Here is a 16,644-nt window from a genome sequence, read left to right as displayed (position 1 = left end):
CACCATAGATATCAAGGGCTTGCATGATGAACTTCATGCAGGCCTTTATCTTTTCTGTTCCGCAATTTTAGACTCTACTCCGCAATTATCCCTCCCTCGGCGTCCTGCCGACCGAACACGAACTACCAAATTGCCCACGATTCGTGGTGCTTGTCGTATGGCCGCGTTCGGCCAGAAGCGGGAGTTCAGGTCATGGAAAATAAATCTGTCCCGTTATGACTGGTTCCGTTATTACTGCATCGCTTAGATACAGTGAAAAGTTCGCGACCGAGAGCTCGTGCAGTGTCCATATGAACCTTCGGATCCTGCATTTCTGACTCTAGTAGGAGTTCGGACGTCACTACGCATGCGCCGCAATAGTCGAAGATCCCATGGTCAATCTGCGTCTTCATGGCGTCGGCATAACCGTGCCGCTCATAGGTTCCCCCATCGGCACCGCCGACACCGACAAGATGAACGCGCAGGTGACGAAGCTTCTTCACCAGCTTGGCATCCGAACTGTAATCAAACGCCCAGCCATTGGCGAACACGCGATCGATCCATCCCTTGAGAAGCGCTGGCATCGACCACCAGTAGATGGGATAGACCAGCACAAGGGCATCGGCGCGATCGATCCGCGCCTGCTCGGCGGCAACATCAGCGGGAGGCGGTTCCTCCCTGTGATGGACAGCGAGATCAGCCGTAGTGAACCTCGGATCGAACGCTTGCGCCGAGAGGTCCGCGATTTCGAAGGAGTTGCCGGGATCTGCCAGGGATACGCCTTCGGCGATTTGCGAAGCGAGGCTATGGGTGAGGGACTGGGGATCGTGATGAGCAACAACGATAAGCGCGTGCATGTCGAAAACTCCTGCTAGTGATTGAGGGCGAAAGGGCGAACCCTATATACTATTGGTAAGTTACGTACAGTAAGTTACTTTTGGTATATAGCCATGTCAAGCATCGAGACAAGAGAGCAGGGTTCCAGACCGCAGCCGCGTCGGCGCATGTCAAGGGAAGAAAGGCAACGACAGTTGCTGGACGTCGCCTGGCGGCTAGTCCGGGAGGAAGGCACGGAAGCTTTGACGCTTGGACGGCTCGCCGAACAAGCTGGCGTGACAAAACCCGTGGTTTACGATCATTTCAGCACGCGGCCCGGGTTGCTGGCGGCGCTCTATCAGGAGTTCGATGCTCGCCAGACCGCACTCATGGACGCCGCGCTTCAGACGAGCGAACCCACCTTGCTGGAAACTGCGACGGTCATCGCATCGTCTTACGTCGACTGTGTGCTTCTCCAGGGCAACGAGATACCCGGCGTGATCGCGGCGTTGGCCAGCTCACCAGAGCTCGAAAAGATCAAGCGCGAGTACGAAGCGATCTTCATGAACAAGTGCCGGATGGCCCTCTCCCCATTTACCAGAGAGGGTTCTATCGCGCCCGCGAGTCTTCGGGCGATGCTCGGTGCGGCCGAGGCCCTATCCCATGCCGCCGCAACCGGAGAAATCACACCCGAGCAGGCGCAGGACGAACTCTTCGAAACGATCATCGCAATGGTCGACAGAAGCCCGCGCGGTGGCACGTAAAGTGTCGACGAGAGCGGTGAGTTGAGCGTTTAGTGAATCGGAGGGCCAAACACGAATCTATCGGACGTTGCACCGGACGTCCGAAAAGGGTCGATTGTAGCCGGTCGCGAAAGACCGGAACTGGCCCAGAGTGTGTAAAAACGCTCAATGCCTCATGGTCTTGGATCATTGACGTTCGTGGCTGAACGATCCCATGGCAAATGCTGCGTATTGCATCAGTCGCGACCTGGAACACGTCAACGCTGTTTTACAGCCTCTGGGATGGGCCAAAATCAGCTCTTTTATGCCGATAGCGCCTTCATCAAACCGTGAGTACCTATGATTTTCATGACCCGTTTCATGTTGTAGGCGAGCACATTTAAACTCATCTCCGCGCCCACCCCGGCCAGCTTTCGCGTCAGGAAGTGCGTCGCACCCATCCATTGTTTGAGCGTCCCGAAGGGATGCTCAACCGTCCGCTTTCGGACTCGCATCATCTCCGGTGCTTTGCTCAGCCGAAGCTGCATCTCCTCCAATACGGCTTCATGCTCCCAGCGTCGAACCCGCCGTTGTGTGCTCGGTGTGCACTGCGGCTTCATTGCGCAGCCCCGGCATTTCGAACTCCAGTAACGGTGCAACGTCAGGCCTTTTTCAACGTTGGTATAGCGCCAGATCAGCGCCTCTCCAGCCGGGCAACTGTATTCGTTTTTTGCCGCGTCATAGATGAAGGCATCGTTATTGAAACGCCCGTCTGCCTTGGCTCCAGAGGTCATCGGCTTGGGCACATAGGCGGTGATACCTGCATCGTGACAAGCCAGGATTTGTTCGCTTTTGAAGTAACCTCGGTCAGCCACTACCGACAACGTATCTGACGCCATCGCCTCGCGGGCCTGCTTGGCCATTGAGCTGAGTTGATCCCGGTCGGAACCGACGTTGGTCACCTCATGTGCAACGATCAAATGGTGCTGAGTATCGACCGCTGTCTGCACGTTGTAGCCAACGATTCCTGTGCCGCGCGTCATCATGGAACGGGCGTCTGGATCGGTCAGTGAGACCTGCTTATCCGGCGATTCATTGAGCTGGATTTCGATCGTTTGAAGCTCCTTCATTTGAGTTTTGAGCTTGGCGATTTTCTCTTCCAGCCGCCCGGCACTGGGCTCGGAAGCTGTGGGTTCTTGCCGATCGGCAGCATCGAGTGCCGCTAGGTAACGGTTGATACTCGATTCAATTTCTTCCATGCGCCGCTTCAGTTTGGCGCTGGTGAAATTGCGGTCGCGGTTGTTGGCTGCTTTGAATTTACTGCCATCAATGGCGACCAGATGTTCTCCGAACAGTCCCAATTGCTGACATAGCACAACGAACTGGCGACAGACGCCTCTGATGGCCTTGCTGTTGTCTTTTCGGAAGTTGGCGATGGTCTTGAAGTCCGGCATCAAACGCCCGGTCAACCACATCAGTTCGACGTTGCGCTGGGCTTCTCGCTCCAAACGTCGGCTCGACTGGATGCGGTTGAGATAGCCGTAGATGTAGATCTTCAGCAGGATCGCGGGGTGGTAAGCCGGCCGGCCAGTATCAGCTGGAATGGCACCTTCAAAACCCAGATTGACCAGGTCGAGCTCGTCGACGAAGACGTCGACTACCCGCACCGGATTGGTATCGCTGACGTAGTCGTCGAGGCTCTCTGGAAGTAAGGTGCCTTGGCCTCGATGTTCACCTTGGATAAAGCGCTTCATGGGCGATCCCTGCGATGAAATCCTCAGAAATCATAGCAAGAGTTCGCGAAGGCGTTTTTACACACTCTGGGCCAGAAGCGAACACTCAACATAACTCCTAGTCACCATGGTGCAGAATGCCCTTCCAAAGAGCGGCGGCCTCGATTACCGCCGCCATAGATGATCCTGATACCAGCCATCAAGGCAGATAGCCCGGCAGCATAAAGCGTTGGCGAATGCTGACTCAGCCATGCAAGCACGATGAGCCAGGTGTCTGGTTTGTCTGGCATGTTGGGCGTCGTACCTGCGCTGATTAAAGGTAAGTCGCTGATAAAGTTCAGGCTCGGAGAAGAGCATATGGCCACGTGTTACGATCGGCTGCGTTAAACGGATATGTCCCCCAGGAGAACCTGGTACACGATCTAATGAGCTGCAAAACGAGAGGCGAAATATGCAATTTAGAAAACACTACCCAATACTGATCGCTATGAGCTGTCTTCTCTTAACAGCGTGTGACACGAAGAAAGATCAGATTTATCAGGTCGTCCGTTGCGTTATGGCAACAGAGACTGTGGCCGGCGGCGCCCCTGGTGAAGTGGGGATCAAAACCGGGCAGGCGGTTGCTCAATATCAGAAGGACCATGGCCTAGATATGAACTACGAAGAAATTAAAGATCTCGCAGAAAAAGCACGAATAGAAATAACAGGAAATCCGGAGTTGCCAATGCCTGCTCAGATTGATCGAGCAAAAAAAATCATGGCTTCGGATCAATGCAAAAATAGTCATCCCTGATTAACTTGCTTCGCAAAATAATTTCGCAAATAAAAAACCCGACTATGTGGTCGGGCCTCTATCAAACTCGCCGTAGGCAAAATATTAACTATGGGGAAATAATGTTCTCAGCCGTGCGGGAATTCAAGCGGCCTCATTCATCTTGTAAGTTATCCCACCAATTGGGTGTAATGCCTTGGCGTCAATGTCATAGCAGGCATCGAAGCAGAGCTGCACAAAAGGCTCCCAGTCGGTATGACTCACCCACATGGGTTACAAATCAGTTCACGCACATAGGTAACAGTTACTGACTGGCAGGCAATTACTGATCGTCGGGTACCTTCAAATACCTACAAGACACCGACCAAAGCTGATCAAGTCTTGTCGTATAGCTCTGACTCATAAGCTCCCGCCGCATCGCTCCGTCAGGATTCGCCGGCACCGAACAAAGGGCCGGTTCTGAAGCCCTGACATACGCCTGGCACGCCTGCAGCGCGATCAATCCTTGGTCGTAGGCGTTGATATTGCCTATAATAGGCGACCTCAAGATAAAGACAGAGGAGCAAATTTGAACAAGAACTCGTATCGTTATTTGGTGCCTTTGATTTTTGGAACGCTGCTCTCTGCCTCCTTGCTTGTTACATGGCATAGCCATATTTACTCCAGAACCTTCTTCAAGCCAGATCTACAACAAAGCTACCTTATCGCCTCATCAGTACTAGCAATCATAACTTCGCTGGGCATGTTATTCTTTAAAGCAAACATCACACCAGGCAACACTCTCAAAAATATAAAAATCATTATCTGCACTCCAATAGCCGCACTTATAGTATGCATGCTTATATTAGTCATTCCATTTTCACTTTCAATCTACCTTTCCACTGGGACTCAAAGCAGCTACACGACTGCCTATAAAAAAACCTCAGGCGGCAGAAGAAGCTGTAGTGGGATTGAATTCTTCGAGCCAGAACTAAATAAGGAAATCAAAATATGCCGATCAAACGTTATCGACAATACTGGACAGGTAAGCGTTTACAAAACCAGCACTCATAACGGCATAGTCATAATAGGCACAAAAATTTAATGGTGTTCTTAGGCAGAGAATTCATATTTTAGGGAGCTGTAAACTATCCCCTCCCCTATCCGACAGGGTGAACACCTGGCCCTGGGCCCAGTCAGTCATGCCCCGGTAGATCGCCGAGATGTCACGCAGCAGCGACCAGGCATCAGCCTTGCTCTGCAGGTTCAGGTTGCAGATGAAACGCAGCTCCAAAGGCCGAGACTTTGACCGGCCTGCCATCACCCGCAATGACAGGAAAACTGCACGAAAAACCGAGCGTGGGTACAACAATCAGTTTGCGCAAAACGCCACCTGTCGACCCAATACTGTTCACCCTCTTCCCCCCGGCACCCCAACGCCCTGCAAGCTGGTGAACTCCAGAGCGACGGTAAAACGCTGCTGCTCAAGAATTACATCAATCTGCCAGCCCAATTTTGCACATAACTGACGCATCAACTGCAGCCCCAGGCCGTATCCATAATCGCTGGATTCCTCCCTCGGCTTGGCCTCCCTGATGTGGTTGGCAATTACCAGGCGCGGGTAGTTGAAGCTGATTTCTACCTGGCCCTCTTCCGCGTATTGCAGGGCGTTGCGCAGGAAGTTACCGATCACGATGCGGCACGCGGTGGGGGGTAGTCGGCAGGGTTCGCTGTGGATGTCGACAAGCAGCTCGATATCCCGGTTGCCGATCAGGTAGCGATGTTTGTCAATCAGCTCTCCGACCAACGCGCTCAGGTCTATATCTTCCTCAGGCAATGGTTCTGGGCGTTCGCGGCTCATCCACAGCAAGGTCTCGGCGATAAGTTGCATGTTCAACACCGAGCGCTCAATGCGCTGCAGGGAAGATGGCAAGACACCGCCGGCCTGCAGGGTCAACAGTTCTATATTGGCCTTGAGCACCGCCAATGGGGTTCGCAGTTCATGGCTGGTGTAGCGCAACAGGCGGCCTTCACGCTGGCTGGCAGCTTGTACTTGCTCAACACTCTGGGCCAGCGCATCGGCCAGGGTATTGAACTCCTTGAAGCTGAAATCCGGGCGCTCGCCGGCCCGGGCATCCGGGTTGTTCAGGGTACTGGACCATTGGGCCAGGCGTCCGAGCGGCCGCACCAGCCACCAGACCAACAGGGCGATGATGATCAGCGCCGGCACGAACACCGCCAGGCTGACGAACACGACGCCCTGCAGTACCTGATCAAAGTAGGCATCGGACAACGGCGTCTCGACCTCACCGCCCTCTTCGTGATCATGGTCAATGTCATACATGTAAAGGGTCTTGCCGTCACCCAGGGGCTGGGTGAGGACTGCCCGGATCTCAGCATCGTCATCATCGGAGTCTGTATCACCGAAGACCTGAACGGCACCGAAGGACATGCTCGGCGGAGCCTCGAGCAGTTGGCGCACGCTCGCCGGCAAGGCTTCCTTGCCGATGACGGCCTCGAAGAAGTAGTTGCGCGGCGGTGGCGTGGTCGGATCCTTCTTGTAATGCCTGACGAAATACTGAGCCTCTTCTTCCATCATCGCGCTGGCGGTGTAGAGCAGGCCACGCACGGTGTATACCGGCAGCAGTTGGCTGTAGATCAGTAACACCACAGCAATCAGGAACAGGAAGCTGCCACTGATCACCCACTTCAGACTCAGGCGGTTACGCATGGGGCTTCACCTGAACACCGACCCCAGGCAGGGTGTGGATCAGCGGTCGGTCAAAGGGTTTGTCTACCGCCTTGCGCAGCCGGTGCATGTGGACTTTAAGCGTGTTGCTGTCCGGCGGTTCATCGCCCCAGATCGTGGTTTCCAGGCGCTCCCGGGGCACGAGCTCAGGGCTGGCGCGCATCAGATACTCCAGCAGGGTCCAGCAAATGGGCGACAAATGCAGCTCCTGCCCGGCGCGGCTGACTTTGCGGGTGGTCAGCTCCATGACCAGGTCGTCCACCTGCAGGCGGCTGGTCTGGCCACTGCGGCGCACGCTCAGGGCGCGAATCCTGGCGACCAGTTCGGCCAGCTCGAAGGGTTTGACCAGATAGTCGTCGGCCCCCGCCGCAAAGCTGGCGAGCTTGTCAGGGAGCGCGTCCAGTGAAGTGAGCATCAGGATCGGCGTCTGGCTGCCTTGCTGGCGTAGCCGTTCGCACACTTGCTGGCCGTCCAGGCGCGGCAACATGATGTCCAGGAGAATCACGTCGTAATGCTGGTCGAGTGCCAGGTTAAGGCCGGCCTGGCCATTAGTGACGTGGTCGCAGACCATGCCGCTGATTTCCAGGTACTCGATGATGGTCGTGGCCAGGTCAAGGTTGTCCTCGACCAGCAGCAGGTGAATATGCACGGAAAAGTCCCCTCGGACAGGTGTTGCGCAGAGGGTTGAAGGATAACAGAAGTCGGGCGATTTCCCGTGGATGTTTACCTCGCGTTAACCCGGCACTCTCTAAGCTGGGGCTCTTCCTATCCTGAGCTCATCACCGTCATGAACCTTTACTCGATGGTTAAAAGAGTCCTGTTGGCTTTGATTCTATTCGGCCTGATGGCCAGCGTCCTGCCGTCTCGCGGGCAATTGGTCAACCTGGGAGGCGGCAGCCGGTTTCTGGTGGGCGGGCATCTCGAACAGGCAGCTGCGTGCTGTGTCGCCAGTGCGTTCCGATAACGTAGGCGCCAGTTACAGCTGGCAGGTGCTGATATGCCTGGGGCTGATTGTGGGTGTGTCGATTGCGATGGGTAGCTACATCGTTCATTTGAATGCGCGCATTGATAAGCAGCGAGAACTGTCGCCGGTGTATCTGCACCAATGTGGCAACGGGCGCGGGGGGTTTATTGTGTACCCCGACGGCAGGCGCAGCAGTGATGACTGCTACCCCGCCGATGACCTTGAATCGACGAGCACTGATCAGCCACAGGACGTACCAGGCACACCCCGCGAGCAATGGCTCAAATACATCCTGCCTGCCGTTGAAGGCCTGCGCAGAATGACCTCCAACAGTCTGATCAGCACCTCCAGGCCCCGGCCGAAACCCCGGCACGCCAGCCTGCCAGACACATCTGATATGCTTTTTTCTTTAACACCTGCATCTGTACCGAACAGTGCACAACCCGGACAATGGCTCATCGGCAGGAACTCTCCGGCCGCCCTTCTTCCTTTTGGAGGCCCCATGGCTAAGATGGCATTTTTTCTTTTAGGGTTTCTGGCACTGACCGTTGGCATTGGCCTGCTGGCCACGATCTCACCGGTCTGAGCCCCGGCCCGTAAAGGCCTGGACTCTTTAGCCGGCAAAAAACATCGGGTACAACGACAGCACCAACAGCCCCGCCATCGACCTGTTGAACAGCTTCAACCAGCGGGGCTCACGCAGGACATTGCGCAAGCCGGTGCCACACCCCGCCCACACGCACACACTCGGCAGGTTGACCACGGCAAACACCACGGCGATGACCAGCACGTTAGTGAAGTAGCCTTCAGCCGGCGTATAGGTGGTGATCGCGCCCAATGCCATGACCCAGGCCTTGGGGTTGACCCACTGGAACACCGCAGCGGCGAGAAAGGTCATGGGTTTGCGCTTGCCGTCGATGTCGTCCGACATTGCGCTGGAGGTCGCTATCTTCCACGCCAGGTACAACAAGTACGCCGCCCCGATATAGCGCAACGCGGTGTACGCCCATGGCAACGCCTTGAACACCTCCCCCAGGCCCAGGCCGACCGAAATCACCAACAACATAAAGCCCACGCTGATCCCCAGGGCATGGGGAATCGAGCGGCGAAAACCGAAGTTCACCCCCGACGCCAACAGCATGGTGTTATTGGGGCCAGGGGTGATCGAAGACACGAAGGCAAACAGCGCGAAGGCCGATAGCAAGCTGGTGGACATGAACATGGTGCGTCATCCGGCGAATTATTGTCGCCCTGACAGTAGAGGGTTCTGCCGCGCCTCGCCCCGTACAGCTAGGCCCAGATCGAGAGATACAATTCATCAAGGGTGGGAGCTGTCGAGCCCGGCGAGGCTGCGATGGCGGCTGCACACCCGCACAACTGCAGCTTCGCCGAAGCTCGACCGCAGATGCGAAAGGACTGACGCTTAAACCGGCATTGGCACCTGACGATAGGTAACGGTCTGCCCCAGCGCGATGGCACTGGCCTCAAGCCGCAGACGCTCGGCGTCAAGAAAGCCATGCAACGTTTTGAGATGACCGATCTTGAGTTGAATCTCAGCCATTTTGTCGGCCACCAACGCAGCGCCCTGGGCACAGTCAATCGTACTTTGCCGCTTGGCTTCGAGGATTTCGCCGACCTCAGCCAGGGAAAACCCCATCTTCTGCGCCATCTGAATAAACGCCAGGTCCAGTGCCGTCTGCTCACTGTAAACGCGGTAGTTATTGGCTCCCCGCTGCACGGTGATCAGCCCCAGCGCCTCGTAATACCGCAAGGTATGGCGCCCAAGGCCGCTCCTACGCTCAAGCTCTGCGACTTTCACGGTAAATTTTCCTTGACTGTAGAGGTAGCTCCACAGTTTAGCCTGCGCACCTTATCCAACCAAGGAATGCGCCATGAGTACTCAATGTTTTGTCACCGGCGGCAGCGGATTTATCGGGCAGCATTTGCTGGCCCACCTGAGCGCTACAGGGCACGAGGCCTGGGTGCTGATGCGCCACGCCGCAAACCTTGAAACGCTCAGGGAGCAGGTGCGCCAACTGGGGGGAGAACCCTCGCGCATTCAGGCCATTCAAGGCGACCTCAATCACCCGAACCTGGGGCTGAGCGCGACTGACCGCCAGCGTATTGCCTCAGCCCGCGTGGTATTCCACGTCGCCGCCCAGTTCGCCTGGGGCCTGTCTATGGAGCAAGCCCGTGCGGTCAACGTCAAAGGTGCTCTGGAGGTTGCCCGGTTATCGGCAAGCCAGCACAGTCGGCTGCTGATGGTGGGTGGCTACATGCTGCAAAACACCGCGCACTTGACCAGCATTGGCATTGATCAGCAATGCCCCGAACACACCGATTGGCCCGCCGTGTACAGGCGTGTGGGTGGGTACGAGGCAAGTAAGCTGGAGGCGCATTTTGCGGTCATTCGCTACATGCAGGCGCAACGGGCCGACTACACCATCGTGCACCCGGCAACGGTCTGCGGGCATAGCGAGAGCGGGCATATCCTGGCTGGTCAGCCGGTAGCAGAGCTGATTCGCAACCTGGCGACGGGCAAGTTGACGGCGATTCCTGGATCAACCCGCCACTGGCTGCCATTGGTCAGTGTCGATTACCTGGTGGCGTTGATGGTCGCGGCGGCATTCGACCCGGCAATGGCAAATCAGCAGGCCCTGGCACTGGACGAGCTCAGCCCCAATCTGCAAGGACTGGTCACACACATCGCCCACACCCTGGAAGTGCAGACTCCCCGCCGCCACCTACCACTGGGCCCACTCGGATGGCTGCTGAAAATACCGGGCGTGGCTACGCACTTTGGCACTAGCCCGGAATCCCTGAACTTCATCCGCACCGAGCGATTCGACATGACTCATAGCCGCAAGCTGGAAAGCCGATATCAGCTCAAGCATGCTGATTTGGCATTAACGCTGGAGAAAACTGCGCGATTCGTCAGGCATGGACTTCTGAACTGAAGGAGGTTTTGCCCCCCAACAAATGACATGAGCACTGTTGAGTGCTGGCGTAGAATCCAGCCCAAAGCACAATCATATTCAGGGAAATCCGGATAATGCTCTTCGAGAACCTCGCGCTGTTTTTGTTGATTGTCGAGAAAGGCGGATTGTCGGCGGCAGGCCGCGAGGTCGGGCTTTCGCCCACGTCTGTGTCGGAGCGGCTCGGGGCCTTGGAAAGGCACTACGGCGCGACCCTACTGACCCGTACGACCCGCTCAATCAGCCTGACGGACGAAGGGCGGACGCTGATGGAGGGCGCCCGGCGCCTGCTCGCAGAAGCTGAAGACATCGAGAGCACTATCAAACTGGGCACCGAACGAATCTCGGGGCTGATACGCCTGAGCGCCCCCGTCGACCTGGGCCGCAACCGCATCGTGCCCATCCTCGATGATTTTCTGCAGGAGCATCCCAACGTCAGCCTCGACCTGAACCTGACCGATGGCTACCTGGATCTCGCGGGGCAAGGGATTGATTTCGCCATTCGATATGGCGCCCTGTCCGACAGCACCCTGCGCGTCAGAAAACTCAGCGAGGGCCGTAGGGTCGTGTGTGCATCCCCCGCCTACCTCATGGCCCACGGCACGCCCCAACACCCATCGGACCTGGCGCAGCAACAGTGCATCCTGATGCGCTTTGGCAGCAGCATCCACCGTGAATGGCAGTTCCGCGCCGCTGGCCGTACGTTCAAGGTGCTGGTGTCGGGCAGGCGTATTGCCAATGATGGCGATCAGGTGCGCCAGTGGTGCCTGGCCGGCCACGGCATCTGTATCAAGTCCTACATCGATGTGCGTGATGACTTGGACGCCGGCCGACTGGTCGAGGTGCTGGAGACCTACTCCCTGCCGGGCGTGGACTTGCAGATTGTCTACCCTTCCGGCCACGCGATGCCGCGCCGGGTCAAACTGCTGATGGACGAAATCTCCTTGAAGCTGGCGACCTGAGCGCGCCCCAAGGAGATTTTTTTGGAGACCTACCGCTTTCAGCCCTGCTGAGCCCAGGCGGCAAAGTCCGAGTAACCACGTTCGGTACCGCCAAACAACTCAGCGCCTTCCAGACCGGCTAACGGGTAACCCTTCTCCAGCCGCAGTGGCAGATCCGGGTTGGCCACAAACTTGCGTCCGAAGGCGATAAAGTCTGCATAGCCTTTTTCCAGGACCCACTCAGCAAGCTCCAGGTCGTACTTACCGGCCACCACAATCGCATTACGAAAGCGCTCGCGCACGGCTTGGCGGAAGTCTTCGGGAAACTTGGGGGCATCATCCCAGTCCGCTTCGACCAGGTGCAGATACGCAATATTTTTGCCCTGCAAATAGCGGGTCGCTTCCAGCAACGTCGGCAGAATGTCCGGGCAAGCCATGCCACGCGCCGTAAGAAACGGCGCAACCCGGATCGCTGTGCGATCGGCCCCCACTTCATCAATTACCGCATCCATGACTTCCCTGAGAAAGCGCAGACGGTTCTCGCGCGATCCGCCGTACTCATCCGTACGCGTGTTCGACGTGGTGCGCAGGAACTGGTCGATCAGGTAGCCGTTGGCCCCATGCACTTCGACACCGTCGAAACCTGCCGTCATGGCATTACGCGCAGCCTTACGATAATCGTCGACGATGGCGTGGATTTCGGCGCGCTCCAGTGCCCGTGGTGTCGGGCACGGGGCCATACTGCCGACACCCGACGCGGCATCTACTTTCCAGATGCTGCCATCAAACGCAATTGCAGACGGCGCGACCGGTAATTCGCCATTGTGGAAGTCGGGGTGCGACATGCGCCCTACATGCCACAACTGCAGGAAAATTCGTCCGCCAGCGGCATGCACCGCATCGGTCACCAGGCGCCAGCCGGCGACCTGTTCGTCACTGTAAATCCCTGGGGTGAATGAATAACCCTTGCCCTGGGGCGAGATCTGCGTGGCTTCAGTCACAATGAACGCAGCCGACGCCCGCTGCGCGTAGTACACCGCGTTCATAGCGTTCGGCACATCGCCAGGCTGGGTGCTGCGCGAGCGAGTCATGGGCGCCATGACGACACGGTTGGGCGTGCTCAGTTGACCAACAACGCCTGGGGTAAAGAGTGTGGACATCGGTGTCTCCTCGTAGATAGTCGGTGGTGCCAATGACCACAGCGTATCTGCGAGGGGATTTCTTGATAATCGACTCAGTTCGGGAAACATATTCCGGCTAATCCGGATAATGCGATGGTAGGCAGACGCAAAGCCCGCATGATCAAAAGACGGTCGGCAACTCAAGCGCCAAAATTAAAGGCAATAGAAATGCGCGGACGCGCCCCTTCAAAACGTCTTACGGAATGCATCAGCCACGACGGAAACATAATGAATGTTCCACTGGTAGCGGCATAAGTCGTACTAAAGCCAGCAGTAACACAATCTTCCACCCTCATGCGCAGCGCAGGATTGTAGGTCGATGCAACCATCCCGCGGGGGTCGATAAACTCCAGGTCACCGCCAACAGCCGGATCTTCCTCTCGCCCGCCGGCATCCACCCAATAAACCCCCGACCAGAATGCCCCCGGGTGGCCATGCAACGCATTGCTGTGCCCTGCCTGGTTAACGTTTGCCCAGGCATTGAGTTTCCATGCAAAACTCGGCTCAGTTAAGCCGTACTGCTCGCTATGCACCGCCGTCAGTTGAGTGGCGAACTCGGTGGCAAAGCCGACCAACGCATCGCAGGCCTGCCCGCCCCATTCCGGGAAGTCGCTCGCCGACTGCCAGCCGCCGTCATTACTACGCTGCGCGCCGCCCAGATCGTCCGCCATGCGACACGTGATCAGGGTTTTCAGCTCTGCGTTGAGTTTTTCTGCATCGGGGTACTGGAGACTGGCCAGGGGAGTTGCAAACAGCCGTCTGATGTTTATCAGTTCAGGGTTTAGCGGGTTATTACTGGAGTGCATTACGATGCTGACCAAGTTGCGCTAGTTGCAAAAAACTTTACCCGACCCACTAAATAACAGCTGTAAACCTTTGTTAAAATTTACTGGACATTAGTTAACCACACCCTATCAAGTTGCCGAAAAGTCGAATTCAACCTCAGTCCATATAAACCCCCACCGACACACTCAAGCTGAATACTGAGTGATTACCAGCAGTATCCCGAAGCTCACCAGCAAGGCGCCAAAAGCCCGGTCAATCCATTGTCGTGCAGCCATCAGTTTTTCGCGCACCCTCCCAGCGGAAAAGCACAGCGCAATAAGGCTGAACCACAGCACATGCGCCCCCGCGATAAATAGCCCATAGGCCATTTGCACGGTCAACGCGGTGTCCGGTCGTACGACCCCCATAAACAGACTGACGATAAAAATCGATGTCTTGGGGTTCAACGCATTCGTGAGAAACCCGGTACGCAACGCTTCCAGGTCAGACATCGCGGCAGGTGGCGCGTCCAGCTGTTCAGTCGCTGGCCGGGAACGCAGCATCTTGATCCCCAAGTAGACCAGATATGCCGCTCCAGCCAGCTTCAACGCATTGAACAACCAAGGAGTCTGTTGCAGCACCAACCCTAATCCGAGCAGCGTGTAGCCCACATGAACCAGCACCCCCAGGCCGATTCCCACAGCGGTGAGCACACCTGCCCGCCGGGACAGGAGCAAGCCGTTACGAGACACCATGGCGAAGTCCGGCCCTGGACTGATGCATGCAAGGAGTGTGATGGTGATTACTGCTATCCATTCGCCCATGTTGTAGCCTTTGAATTATTGGTTGTGTAAGGCAATATTTGCAGATCCTCTGCTTGGGTAATAACGATGATTTCTGAAGAAAATAGTGACTACAACTCACTTATTTCTGAGACGCGCATGCCCTCCCTGCTTGCATTGCGCTGCTTCGAATCCGCTGCACGCCTGGAAAACTTCGCCCGTGCGGCTGACGAACTGCACCTGACACCCGGCGCCATTAGCCGCGCAGTGCGCCTGCTGGAAGAGGATTTGGGCGTTGACCTGTTCGAGCGACGCAGCCGAAGGGTGTTTTTAACGGAGCCCGGAAGACGCCTGGCAAAAGCCGTCAGTGAAGGGCTCGGGTTGATGAACCAGGCCGTGCGCGGGATACGCAGCGACGCCCGTCGAGCGCGCCGGCTTGTCTTATCCTGCGAGCCAACGCTGCTGATGCGTTGGTTGATCCCTCGCTGGAGCGACTTCCAAACACATTATCAAGGGCTGGACATTCACCTGGTTGCCGGCGGTGGCCCCTTCTCATTCAACCAGGGCATCGACCTGGCCATACGGCGGGACGATTTCCCACGGCCTCCCGGCTACCATGCCGAGACACTATTCCCAGAGAGGGTCGGCCCTGTATGCCGGCCGGACAAAGTAGCTGAGTGGTTTGGTAAAAACGGCAAATCCCTGCTCGCCTCGGCCCCGCGCCTACAGACGACTAGCCGGCCTACGGCTTGGCAAGAGTGGGCCAACGCAAAAGGCCTGCCCACTCCGACCATGGAAATGCAATCCTTTGAGCACTTTTACTTCAGCATCCAGGCAGCGGTTGCAGGCCTTGGAGTAGCCATTGGCCCGTGGCACCTGGTGCGCGACGATATCGAAAGCGGTGTATTAGCCGCTCCATTGGGGTTTGTTGAAGATGGCTCGCGGTACTGCCTGCTATCGCCGGCAGCCCCCAAGCCAGGCAGCATGGAAATGGCGTTACTTAACTGGTTGCAGGAGCGATCCTAAATGCCAGGCAACATTCACCCAGCGAAGGACAGACAGTGCTTATAGTATTCAGCGGCCTTCCCGGCACCGGAAAAACCACTCTCGCCAAGAACCTCGCCGCGACGACAGGCGCCGTCTACCTGCGCATCGATACCATTGAGCAAGCAATCCGAAACTCCGGAGCGCTTGCCCAAGACGTGGGACGCAGTGGTTACGTGGTCGCTAATGAGCTTGCACTGAGCAATCTCCTGCTAGGCCGCACCGTCATCGCCGACTGTGTAAACCCGGTAAGCGAAAGTCGAGTAGCCTGGAGCGAAACCGCCTCAAAGGCCGGTGTTCGGCTAGTCAATATCCAAGTGATTTGCTCTGATAAAAATGAACATCAGCGACGGGTAGAAACACGGAGGGTGGATATTCCGGGGCTGACGCCACCCACCTGGCAGTCGGTGCTCAATCATGAATATGAAGCGTGGAACCCCGCCCCGTTTTGCATAGACACTGCCCTGGCTTCGCCGGCGCAAGCGGTGTCGATGATCACGAACCAATTCCTGCCCAGGGGAGAAGGTGTGATTAGCGAGCAATGACATCGACAGGGCTGCAAATGTAGGATTTATGCAAAATGGTCTGGAGAGGCATATGGACGTTGCAACACTCGCATTATTCCTGCCCGCCTGCTTTGCACTGAATATGGCGCCAGGGCCCAACAACCTGCTGTCCATCAGCAATGCAACGCGCTACGGATATCGCACAGCCTGCATCGCAGGCGTGGGGCGCTTGCTGGCATTCGCCATCATGATCGCACTTGCTTCGGCGGGCCTGGCGGTGGTGTTGCAAACGTCAGAGCTGATCTTCTACGGGATCAAAATAGTCGGCGCGGCGTACCTTTTCTACCTGGCGTATCAGCTGTGGAACGCCGCACCGCAAGCAGCAGCCGAATCAGAAGCCTCTGGGACGGGGTTGTGGGGGCTGGCCAGGCAGGAGTTCCTCGTCGCTGCCGGCAACCCTAAAGCCATCCTGATCTTTACCGCGTTCCTACCTCAATTCGTTGACCCCACGGCAGACGTTGGCGCTCAGTTCCTATTGCTCGGGTTGCTGTTTCTGGTGCTGGAGTGGATTGCCATTGGCGCCTATGCCTATATCGGGCTGCATATGCGCCGCTGGTTTACGCAGCCTCGCGGCAAGAAGATTTTTAATCGTTGCTGTGCCGGTTTGTTGTCTGCGGCTGCCTCGGCTCTATTGATGGCGCGGCGTGCCTGATCCTAGAAACAGGAGCGTTTTATT

The 16,644-nt window shown here is 56.7% G+C and carries 19 protein-coding genes and 2 pseudogenes; 10 read left to right on the top strand and 11 right to left on the bottom strand.

The window, feature by feature from the left end; all coding sequences use genetic code 11:
• Nucleotides 1-185: 185 nt before the first annotated feature.
• Nucleotides 186-836, bottom strand: coding sequence for an NAD(P)H-dependent oxidoreductase (locus tag PSFL_RS01960; protein ID WP_170060611.1), 651 nt, complete (start codon nt 834-836; stop codon nt 186-188).
• A 93-nt stretch (nt 837-929) separates the two neighbouring features.
• Between PSFL_RS01960 and PSFL_RS01955 the strand changes: the two genes are divergently transcribed.
• Complete coding sequence (locus PSFL_RS01955; RefSeq protein ID WP_397469638.1) at nt 930-1,559, top strand: TetR/AcrR family transcriptional regulator; 630 nt, start codon at nt 930-932, stop codon at nt 1,557-1,559.
• Between the two features lie 281 nt (nt 1,560-1,840).
• Here the strand turns inward: PSFL_RS01955 and PSFL_RS01950 are convergent, their stop codons facing one another.
• Entirely contained in the window at nt 1,841-3,271 is a 1,431-nt protein-coding gene (locus PSFL_RS01950) for an IS1182 family transposase (protein ID WP_397469637.1), read from the bottom strand.
• Between the two features lie 119 nt (nt 3,272-3,390).
• Nucleotides 3,391-3,540 (bottom strand): annotated as a pseudogene (locus tag PSFL_RS01945) (phage holin family protein); the annotation flags it as partial.
• A 161-nt stretch (nt 3,541-3,701) separates the two neighbouring features.
• Here PSFL_RS01945 and PSFL_RS01940 point away from each other — a divergent pair.
• Entirely contained in the window at nt 3,702-4,043 is a 342-nt protein-coding gene (locus tag PSFL_RS01940) for a hypothetical protein (RefSeq protein ID WP_057445079.1), read from the top strand.
• 301 nt (nt 4,044-4,344) lie between these two features.
• On the opposite strand, the pseudogene PSFL_RS01935 reads toward PSFL_RS01940, so the two are convergent.
• Nucleotides 4,345-4,467: pseudogene (locus PSFL_RS01935) on the bottom strand (DUF4113 domain-containing protein); the annotation flags it as partial.
• A gap of 123 nt (nt 4,468-4,590) precedes the next feature.
• Here PSFL_RS01935 and PSFL_RS01930 point away from each other — a divergent pair.
• Entirely contained in the window at nt 4,591-5,106 is a 516-nt protein-coding gene (locus PSFL_RS01930; RefSeq protein WP_170060614.1) for a hypothetical protein, read from the top strand.
• Nucleotides 5,107-5,412: 306 nt separating this feature from the next.
• Here PSFL_RS01930 and PSFL_RS01925 read toward each other — a convergent pair whose 3' ends face one another.
• The gene (locus PSFL_RS01925) at nt 5,413-6,732 is read right to left on the bottom strand and encodes a HAMP domain-containing sensor histidine kinase (protein ID WP_057441967.1); all 1,320 of its coding nucleotides are present in this window, start codon (nt 6,730-6,732) and stop codon (nt 5,413-5,415) included.
• Nucleotides 6,725-7,399: a response regulator transcription factor gene (locus tag PSFL_RS01920; protein ID WP_057441969.1), complete on the bottom strand. Its 675-nt coding sequence runs from the start codon at nt 7,397-7,399 to the stop codon at nt 6,725-6,727. The genes PSFL_RS01925 and PSFL_RS01920 overlap by 8 nt, the downstream gene beginning before the upstream one ends.
• A gap of 171 nt (nt 7,400-7,570) precedes the next feature.
• Here PSFL_RS01920 and PSFL_RS01915 point away from each other — a divergent pair, with 171 nt between their 5' ends.
• On the top strand, nt 7,571-7,714 hold the full coding sequence (locus PSFL_RS01915; RefSeq protein ID WP_169961124.1) for a hypothetical protein: 144 nt from the start codon (nt 7,571-7,573) through the stop codon (nt 7,712-7,714).
• Nucleotides 7,701-8,300: a hypothetical protein gene (locus tag PSFL_RS01910; RefSeq protein WP_232545796.1), complete on the top strand. Its 600-nt coding sequence runs from the start codon at nt 7,701-7,703 to the stop codon at nt 8,298-8,300. Before PSFL_RS01915 ends, PSFL_RS01910 begins: the two co-directional genes overlap by 14 nt.
• 27 nt (nt 8,301-8,327) lie before the next feature.
• Here the strand turns inward: PSFL_RS01910 and PSFL_RS01905 are convergent, their stop codons facing one another.
• Together PSFL_RS01905 and PSFL_RS01900 are read right to left on the bottom strand one after the other, a co-directional pair.
• Nucleotides 8,328-8,936 (bottom strand): LysE family translocator, encoded by a 609-nt coding sequence (locus tag PSFL_RS01905; protein ID WP_115128057.1) that lies wholly within the window; start codon nt 8,934-8,936, stop codon nt 8,328-8,330.
• A gap of 201 nt (nt 8,937-9,137) precedes the next feature.
• Nucleotides 9,138-9,533, bottom strand: a complete 396-nt coding sequence (locus tag PSFL_RS01900) for a MerR family transcriptional regulator (RefSeq protein WP_057441976.1) — start codon at nt 9,531-9,533, stop codon at nt 9,138-9,140.
• Between the two features lie 73 nt (nt 9,534-9,606).
• On the opposite strand from PSFL_RS01900, the gene PSFL_RS01895 reads away from it, so the two are divergent.
• On the top strand, nt 9,607-10,671 hold the full coding sequence (locus PSFL_RS01895) for an SDR family oxidoreductase (RefSeq protein WP_397469636.1): 1,065 nt from the start codon (nt 9,607-9,609) through the stop codon (nt 10,669-10,671).
• A 95-nt stretch (nt 10,672-10,766) separates the two neighbouring features.
• Entirely contained in the window at nt 10,767-11,651 is an 885-nt protein-coding gene (locus PSFL_RS01890; protein ID WP_115128055.1) for a LysR family transcriptional regulator, read from the top strand.
• Between the two features lie 38 nt (nt 11,652-11,689).
• Here the strand turns inward: PSFL_RS01890 and PSFL_RS01885 are convergent, their stop codons facing one another.
• The 3 genes from PSFL_RS01885 to PSFL_RS01875 all read right to left on the bottom strand — a co-directional run bounded on the left by PSFL_RS01885 (nt 11,690) and on the right by PSFL_RS01875 (nt 14,400).
• Nucleotides 11,690-12,790, bottom strand: a complete 1,101-nt coding sequence (locus tag PSFL_RS01885) for an alkene reductase (RefSeq protein ID WP_057441981.1) — start codon at nt 12,788-12,790, stop codon at nt 11,690-11,692.
• A 161-nt stretch (nt 12,791-12,951) separates the two neighbouring features.
• Nucleotides 12,952-13,617, bottom strand: a complete 666-nt coding sequence (locus tag PSFL_RS01880) for a TIGR02466 family protein (RefSeq protein WP_057441982.1) — start codon at nt 13,615-13,617, stop codon at nt 12,952-12,954.
• A 165-nt stretch (nt 13,618-13,782) separates the two neighbouring features.
• On the bottom strand, nt 13,783-14,400 hold the full coding sequence (locus tag PSFL_RS01875; RefSeq protein WP_057445077.1) for a LysE family translocator: 618 nt from the start codon (nt 14,398-14,400) through the stop codon (nt 13,783-13,785).
• Nucleotides 14,401-14,466: 66 nt separating this feature from the next.
• Here PSFL_RS01875 and PSFL_RS01870 point away from each other — a divergent pair, with 66 nt between their 5' ends.
• Genes PSFL_RS01870 through PSFL_RS01860 form a run of 3 tightly spaced genes read left to right on the top strand, consistent with a single transcriptional unit; the run spans nt 14,467 to nt 16,620 of the window.
• Nucleotides 14,467-15,384 (top strand): LysR family transcriptional regulator, encoded by a 918-nt coding sequence (locus PSFL_RS01870; RefSeq protein ID WP_397469635.1) that lies wholly within the window; start codon nt 14,467-14,469, stop codon nt 15,382-15,384.
• Nucleotides 15,385-15,419: 35 nt separating this feature from the next.
• Nucleotides 15,420-15,947 (top strand): AAA family ATPase, encoded by a 528-nt coding sequence (locus PSFL_RS01865; RefSeq protein ID WP_397469634.1) that lies wholly within the window; start codon nt 15,420-15,422, stop codon nt 15,945-15,947.
• A 52-nt stretch (nt 15,948-15,999) separates the two neighbouring features.
• Nucleotides 16,000-16,620: a LysE family translocator gene (locus PSFL_RS01860; protein ID WP_170045096.1), complete on the top strand. Its 621-nt coding sequence runs from the start codon at nt 16,000-16,002 to the stop codon at nt 16,618-16,620.
• Nucleotides 16,621-16,644 lie beyond the last annotated feature (24 nt).

The sequence above is a fragment of the Pseudomonas sp. DD1 genome, from assembly GCF_044510355.1.
GTDB classification, from domain to species: domain Bacteria; phylum Pseudomonadota; class Gammaproteobacteria; order Pseudomonadales; family Pseudomonadaceae; genus Aquipseudomonas; species Aquipseudomonas shahriarae.
The sequence above is the reverse complement of the archived record's forward strand: the minus strand, read 5'-3'. Positions and strand labels throughout refer to the sequence as shown.

Bases quoted from the DNA above. Each gene is read 5' to 3' on its own strand.
- PSFL_RS01895 (WP_397469636.1), top strand. From the start codon at position 9,607: ATGAGTACTCAATGTTTTGTCACCGGCGGCAGCGGATTTATCGGGCAG.
- PSFL_RS01880 (WP_057441982.1), bottom strand. From the start codon at position 13,617: ATGCACTCCAGTAATAACCCGCTAAACCCTGAACTGATAAACATCAGA.
- PSFL_RS01890 (WP_115128055.1), top strand. From the start codon at position 10,767: ATGCTCTTCGAGAACCTCGCGCTGTTTTTGTTGATTGTCGAGAAAGGC.
- PSFL_RS01955 (WP_397469638.1), top strand. From the start codon at position 930: ATGTCAAGCATCGAGACAAGAGAGCAGGGTTCCAGACCGCAGCCGCGT.
- PSFL_RS01940 (WP_057445079.1), top strand. From the start codon at position 3,702: ATGCAATTTAGAAAACACTACCCAATACTGATCGCTATGAGCTGTCTT.
- PSFL_RS01960 (WP_170060611.1), bottom strand. From the start codon at position 836: ATGCACGCGCTTATCGTTGTTGCTCATCACGATCCCCAGTCCCTCACC.
- PSFL_RS01860 (WP_170045096.1), top strand. From the start codon at position 16,000: ATGGACGTTGCAACACTCGCATTATTCCTGCCCGCCTGCTTTGCACTG.
- PSFL_RS01885 (WP_057441981.1), bottom strand. From the start codon at position 12,790: ATGTCCACACTCTTTACCCCAGGCGTTGTTGGTCAACTGAGCACGCCC.
- PSFL_RS01925 (WP_057441967.1), bottom strand. From the start codon at position 6,732: ATGCGTAACCGCCTGAGTCTGAAGTGGGTGATCAGTGGCAGCTTCCTG.
- PSFL_RS01950 (WP_397469637.1), bottom strand. From the start codon at position 3,271: ATGAAGCGCTTTATCCAAGGTGAACATCGAGGCCAAGGCACCTTACTT.
- PSFL_RS01875 (WP_057445077.1), bottom strand. From the start codon at position 14,400: ATGGGCGAATGGATAGCAGTAATCACCATCACACTCCTTGCATGCATC.
- PSFL_RS01870 (WP_397469635.1), top strand. From the start codon at position 14,467: ATGATTTCTGAAGAAAATAGTGACTACAACTCACTTATTTCTGAGACG.
- PSFL_RS01905 (WP_115128057.1), bottom strand. From the start codon at position 8,936: ATGTTCATGTCCACCAGCTTGCTATCGGCCTTCGCGCTGTTTGCCTTC.